The following is a 6,122-nucleotide window of genomic DNA, read 5'->3' as shown; positions in this document are numbered from 1 at the left end:
ACCGGGCCGGAGCCTGAGGACCGGGCGGGCCGGGGCGGTACCCGCGGGGGAGGGGCCGGAGGGGCGGCCGGGGGCGGCGCCGCCACGGGCCTCCCGTCCGTCATGTGGTGCTGCGGGACCGGCCGGTCAGGCCGGGCCGAACGCCTGGGCGATCCGCGCGGACGCCTCGGCGTCGAGGTGCAGCGCCTGCTGGTCGGCGTCGGGACGGGGCAGCCGGACCGGCGTCGACCAGAGCGACCCGTCGGCGGCGAGGTCGACGACGAGCGCGCCCGTGCCGACGAGCGCGGTCTCCTGCTCGTACGGGCCGGCGACGTCGTTGTCGTTCGCGACACCCGGCGCCACCAGCACCGGCACGCCCGCCAGCGACCCGGCGAAGTGGTGGTGGTAGTGGCCGCCGAGGACGACCCGCACGTCGGTGCCCCGCAGCACCTCGGCGAGGTCCTCGGGGTTCCGGAGCTTGAGCGCGTCGTGCAGCGACGTCGGCGCGGGCAGCGGCGGGTGGTGCAGGACGACGACGGACCCGTGCTCGGACGGCTCGGCGAGCACGGTGCGCAGGTGCTCGAGGACCGACTCGCTCACTTCGCCGTACCCGGCGCCCGTGATGCTCGTGTCGACGGTGACGATCCGCCGCCCGGCCACCACGGACTGGCCCCGCACCGGGACGGACGGGTCGTGGTGCTCCATCGTGTGCATGAGCGGCTGGCCGCCCTCGCCGAGGACGTGCCCGTTGATCAGGACCTGCCGGAAGCCGGCGCGCTGGTCGTGGTTGCCGGGCACCGTGACGAACGCGGCGCCGTGCCGTTCCGCCCAGCCACCGACCATGCGTCGGACCGTCTGGTAGGACTCGGGCGAGCCGTCCTCGGAGACGTCGCCGGAGATGACGACCAGCCCGACACCGGGCACGGCGTCGAGGTGCTCGAGCAGTGCACCGAGCGCCGCCGTCGTGTCGACCGTGCCCTGGTGGAGGGTGCCGTCGCCGGTCAGGTGCGTGTCCGACAGGTGCAGGATGCGGAGTGTTCCGGGTACGGGGGTCTGCATGTCGCACACCGTAGCCGGGGCATGCATCAGCGGGCAGTCGGCAGGGTTACCGTTGTCCGGTGATCGACCTGCGCTCCGACACCGTCACCCGTCCGACCCCGGCGATGCGCCGCGCGATGGCCGAGGCCGAGGTCGGCGACGACGTCTTCGGGGAGGACCCGGAGACCACCCTGCTCGAGCAGGAGGTCGCGGCGCTGCTGGGGCACGAGGCCGGGCTGTTCACGCCGTCCGGCTCGATGGCGAACCAGCTCGGGCTGCGGCTGCTCGTCGGCCCGGGCGAGGAACTGCTCGCCGACGTCCAGGCCCACGTCGTCCGTGCCGAACTCGGGGCGGCCGCGGTGTTCTCCGGCATCACGACCCGGACCTGGGCCTCCGAGCGCGGTCGCCTGGTCGCGCGGTCGGTGGCCGAGATCGCCGAGCCGAACGCCGGCGCCTACTCGGTGTCCACCACGGCGATCGCGGTCGAGAACACGCACAACTTCGGCGGCGGTACGGTCCAGCCGCCGGACCAGGTGCGCGCGGTGCAGGACTTCGCCCGCGAGCACGGCATCGGCCTGCACCTGGACGGCGCCCGGCTGTGGAACGCCCACGTCGCGTCGGGCACCCCGTTCCAGGAGCTCGCCGGCGGGTTCGACACCGTGTCCGTCTGCCTGTCGAAGGGCCTCGGTGCCCCGGTCGGGTCGGTGCTCGTCAGCACGGCGGAACGCATCGCCGCCGCCCGGATCTGGCGGAAGCGGTACGGCGGCGGCATGCGCCAGACCGGCATCCTGGCCGCCGGTGCCCGGTACGCGCTGCGCTCCCACGTCGACCGCATGGCAGAGGACCACGCGAACGCCCGGGTGATCGCGGCGGCGCTCGACGTCGACCCGGCGACGGTGGACACGAACATCGTCTTCGCCGAGGTGTCCGACCCGGCGGCCTTCGTCGCCGCGGCGGCCGACGCCGGCGTCCGGGTGATGCAGCTCGGGCGGACGACGGTCCGGCTCGTGACGCACCTCGACGTCTCGGCCGCGGACGCCGAGCGCGCAGCCCGGGTGCTCGCGACGCTCCCCCGTTGAACGCGAGCGCGGCTGAACGCGACCGGGCTGAACGCCACTGGCTGACGGACCGGAGGCACCGCGCACGACGCGAGCCGTGCCTCCCGGCCGTCAGACGGCGTCGGTAGGGTCGGCACGCGAGGAAGGGGTCCACCGTGGCCGGAGCAGGCATCAGCGTCCGCGACTTCGTCATGCGCTTCGGGGACCGCAACGTCGTCGACGGCCTGACGTTCGACATCGCGCCCGGCGAGACCTTCGGCCTGCTCGGCAGCAACGGCTCCGGCAAGACCACGACGATCCGCGCGCTGCTCGGCATCACCGCGCCGACCGCCGGCACCCTGACGATCGACGGCGAACCGTACCGACCCGCCACCGGTGGGATCGGCTACCTGCCGGAGGAGCGCGGGCTCTACCGGAAGGAGACCGTCATCGACGTCATGACGTACTTCGCGGCCCTGCGCGGGACGCCCCGGGGCCCGGCGACACGGTGGTCGACGGAGTACCTGGAACGCGTCGGACTGGCGGACAAGGCGAAGGTCCGGATCGACAAGCTCTCGGGTGGACAGCAGCAGAAGGTGCAGCTCGGCATCACGATCATGGACCGGCCGCGCCTGCTGATCCTCGACGAACCGACGAAGGGCCTCGACCCGGTGAACCGGCGGCTGCTCCTCGACCTGGTCGACGAGCGGAAGGCGGACGGCGCCACGGTCATCCTCGTCACCCACCACATGGACGAGGTGGAACGGCTCTGCGACCGGATCCTGCTCCTCAAGGACGGGGTGGCCGCCGCGTACGGCACGATCCCCGAGGTGCAGGACGCGTTCGGCGGGGCGGTCGCGAAGGTCGCCCTGAGCGGGCCGGTCCCCCGGTCCGACCGGTACCGGCTCGCCCGCCACGAGGGGCACGTCGCCTACCTGGTCCCCACCGCGGCGGCGACGCCCGACGGGTCGGACATCCTCGCCGAACTCGTGTCCGCCGGCGTCCACGTCACCGGGTTCGAGATGCGTCGGATCCCCCTCGACGAGATCTTCGTGCAGCTGTACGGGCACGACGCCGACGCGGACGCCACCCGCACCGCAGTCGGGGCCGGGCGATGAGCCGCCTGGGAACCGTCGTCCGGTTCGAGTTCGTCCGCGCCGTCAAGAAGCCCGCGTTCTGGATCGGGACCCTGGCCCTGCCGCTGGTCGTCATCGTCGTGTCGCTGCTGGTCGGGGTCGGCCAGGCCGCCGGCACCGACTCCGCGATCTCCAGCGGATCGGCCGCCCGGACGCCGTTCCACTACGTCGACCAATCCGGGCTGGTGTCCCAGAAGGTGGCGGCGAAGTGGGGCGGGTCCCCCTCGACCGACCCCGCGGCGGACCGTGCTGCGGTCCGTGCCGGTCACCTCGATGCCTTCATCGCGTTCCCCGCGACGCCGTCCACGACCCCCGTCACGGTGCTCGGTGCGGACCGCGGGCTGTTCGCCAACACCGGGTACTCGGCCCTGGCGGAACGCGTGCTGGAGCAGAGCGTCGCGGCGCAGGTGGACGACGCCGAAGCCGTGCACATCCTGCGGTCCCCACCGCAGGCGACGGTCACCACCTACGCCGACGGCCGGGTCGCGCCGGGCTGGCTGTCGATCGTGCCGCCGCTGCTCTACGTCGCCGCGTTCTTCGGGCTCGTGATCCTGCTCGCCGCCCGGATGGTCACCGTCGTGGTCGAGGAGAAGGAGAACCGCATCTCCGAGATGATCCTGACCACCGTCACGGCGGGCACCCTGATCCGCGGCAAGGTCATCGCGATGCTGCTGGTCGGGCTCGTGCAGGTCGGTGTGTTCCTGGTGCCCGGACTGCTGTCGCTGGCCGTGGTGCTGCCGCTGGTCGCCGGGCGGGTGGGCTCGTTCGCACTCGACCCGTGGCGGATGGTCGCGGGCGCGCTGCTGCTCGTCGGCGGGGTGCTGTTGGCCTCGGCGTTGTTCGTGGCGGTCGGCGCCTCGGTGCCGACGATCAAGGACGCCTCGACGTTGCAGTCGGCGGCGCTGTTCGCGGTGATCATCCCGCTGTACGCCGCCTTCTTCGTCATGACGACGCCGTCGTCGCCGATCGCCGCGTTCTTCACGTACTTCCCGACGTTCACGCCGGTGACCGCGATGGTGCGGAACGCGGTGGGGTCGCTGTCGGTGGTCGAGACGATCGCGTGCATCGTCGAGGTGTTCGTGGTCGCGGGCGTGCTGCTCTGGTTCGCTGAGTACCTGTTCCGGCACTCGGTCGCCCAGTACGGGTCGAAGGTGAGCCTGAAGCAGATCGCCGGGTGGCGGCGGTCGAAGGCGCTGCCGCGCTCGCGCTGACGCACGGTCGCGGCTGCCGGGGTGGCGCGCCGCCGTGTCAGCCGACGGTGACCGGCGCCGCCGCGGGCTTCCGCCCCTGGACCATCCAGACGAAGAACCCGGCCAGGGTGAAGGCACCGTAGACGACGTACATCAGCCCCGAGGCGTAGTACCCGGCCGAGAACAGCAGCGGCACACCGACCAGGTCGACCGCGACCCAGATCAGCCAGAACTCGACCCACCCCTTCGCCATGCCGTAGGTGGCCAGGAGCGACCCGACGAAGATCCAGGCGTCGCTCCACACCGGCTCGTACGAGCCGAGCGCACGGAACACCGGCGTCAGGACCGCGGTGCCGCCGACCAGGGCGACGACGAGCAGCGCACGCGCCCGCCAGGAGGCCCACTTCGGCTCGAGCACGGTGGTCGCCTCGTCCGCGCGGTGCGTCCAGCGGTACCAGCCGTAGACGCTGACCAGGATGAACATGACCTGGCGTCCGGCCTGCCCGAGCAGGTTGACGGGGTTCGGGGTGTCGAAGAGCGCCCCCATGAAGACCGTGAAGAGGAGCGCGTTGCCCGCGATGCCGACCGGCCACGCCCACACCTTGCGGCGCATCCCGCCCAGGGCGCTGAGCAGCCCGAAGACGTTGCCGATCACCTCGCGCCAGAGCACCGTCTGGTCGCCGATGACGAGCTGCGCGTCGAACAGCCACCGCACGATGCCCATGTGACCTCCTCGATCCGGTCGATGCAACTGCACAGACCTCGCACGCATTCCGCACGCGGTCCCGCATCTACCCGATCCGGCGCGGACACGCTGTCCGGCAAACGAGAAATGACCCCTGTTCTGGGGGTGCTCCGGCGCTCGTCCACGCTTGTCCTCCATTTGGGGGACGCGTACGCTCTGACCATCAAGCGAGTCCCGCCCGCCCGAGCATCTTCCCACCGCCTCGGAGCCCGGCGACCGCTTCTCTCCCGCACACCTCGGTTGCGGTCCCGCTCACCCCGGGCCCGACCACGTCGTCGTGCGCGAGCACACCCGAACGCCGACGACGGCCTCACCGCGCCCGTCAGGGGCGCAGAACGGAACCACCCCCATGCACAAGATCGTCACCGGAGCCATCGCCGGCGCAGCAGGCGTCGCCCTCCTCCTCGGCGGGGCCGGGTCCTTCGCACTGTGGAACGCGAGCGCCAGCAGCGCGGCCTCGGCCGTCAGCGCCGGCACGCTGAGCCTCACCGCGAACAACGACGGCGTCTGGACCGACATCACGAACGGCCGCTCCGCCACGATCAACCCGGCGTCCGTCCTCATGGTCCCCGGCAACACGTACCAGTTCACGCAGACCCTCACCGTCGGTGCGACCGGCCAGGACCTCAAGGCGAACCTGACCTACGCGCAGCAGAGCATCACCGGCGACCAGGCACTCATCGCCGCGACGACGAAGACCCTCGCGGTGACGTCGACCAGCGCCTCGGTCGTCCCGGCCAGCGGCACCGCCAACACGTTCGTCGTGTCCCCGTCGACCGCGACCTCGACCGTCAAGGTCGTCTTCACCATCGCCCTGCCGTCCTCGGCGACCACCGGGCAGGGCGGCACCGTCAACGTCGGCGCGCTCGCCTTCACCCTGACGCAGACCGCCATCGGGTCCTGACCCCCGGGTGACCGACCGCGGGGGGGGGGGGGGGGCGGCCCCCCCCCCCCCCCGCCCCCCCCCCCCCCCCCCCCCCCCCCCCCCCCCCCCCCC

At 72.5% G+C, this 6,122-nt stretch carries 6 protein-coding genes; 4 read left to right on the top strand and 2 right to left on the bottom strand.

What is annotated here, in order from left to right; translation table 11 throughout:
* Window positions 1-126: 126 nt before the first annotated feature.
* Window positions 127-1,038, bottom strand: a complete 912-nt coding sequence (locus tag QCD68_RS16745) for a metallophosphoesterase (RefSeq protein ID WP_301223839.1) — start codon at window positions 1,036-1,038, stop codon at window positions 127-129.
* A 59-nt stretch (window positions 1,039-1,097) separates the two neighbouring features.
* Between QCD68_RS16745 and QCD68_RS16740 the strand changes: the two genes are divergently transcribed.
* From QCD68_RS16740 to QCD68_RS16730, 3 genes are all read left to right on the top strand, one after another.
* Window positions 1,098-2,096: a threonine aldolase family protein gene (locus tag QCD68_RS16740; protein ID WP_301223838.1), complete on the top strand. Its 999-nt coding sequence runs from the start codon at window positions 1,098-1,100 to the stop codon at window positions 2,094-2,096.
* A 170-nt stretch (window positions 2,097-2,266) separates the two neighbouring features.
* A complete protein-coding gene (locus tag QCD68_RS16735; protein WP_441005199.1) occupies window positions 2,267-3,172 on the top strand; it encodes an ABC transporter ATP-binding protein in 906 nt (301 codons plus the stop codon).
* Window positions 3,169-4,401 (top strand): ABC transporter permease, encoded by a 1,233-nt coding sequence (locus tag QCD68_RS16730; RefSeq protein WP_301223836.1) that lies wholly within the window; start codon window positions 3,169-3,171, stop codon window positions 4,399-4,401. Before QCD68_RS16735 ends, QCD68_RS16730 begins: the two co-directional genes overlap by 4 nt.
* A 37-nt stretch (window positions 4,402-4,438) precedes the next feature.
* Here QCD68_RS16730 and pnuC read toward each other — a convergent pair whose 3' ends face one another.
* Complete coding sequence (gene pnuC / locus QCD68_RS16725) at window positions 4,439-5,104, bottom strand: nicotinamide riboside transporter PnuC (RefSeq protein ID WP_111074743.1); 666 nt, start codon at window positions 5,102-5,104, stop codon at window positions 4,439-4,441.
* 370 nt (window positions 5,105-5,474) lie between these two features.
* Between pnuC and QCD68_RS16720 the strand changes: the two genes are divergently transcribed.
* Window positions 5,475-6,029 carry an alternate-type signal peptide domain-containing protein gene (locus tag QCD68_RS16720; protein ID WP_111074744.1) on the top strand — a complete coding sequence of 185 codons (555 nt, stop codon included), beginning with the start codon at window positions 5,475-5,477 and terminating at the stop codon, window positions 6,027-6,029.
* The last annotated feature ends 93 nt before the right edge of the window (window positions 6,030-6,122 follow it).

This window comes from Curtobacterium sp. PsM8, from assembly GCF_030433875.1.
Lineage (GTDB): Bacteria > Actinomycetota > Actinomycetes > Actinomycetales > Microbacteriaceae > Curtobacterium.
The sequence above is the reverse complement of the archived record's forward strand: the minus strand, read 5'-3'. Positions and strand labels throughout refer to the sequence as shown.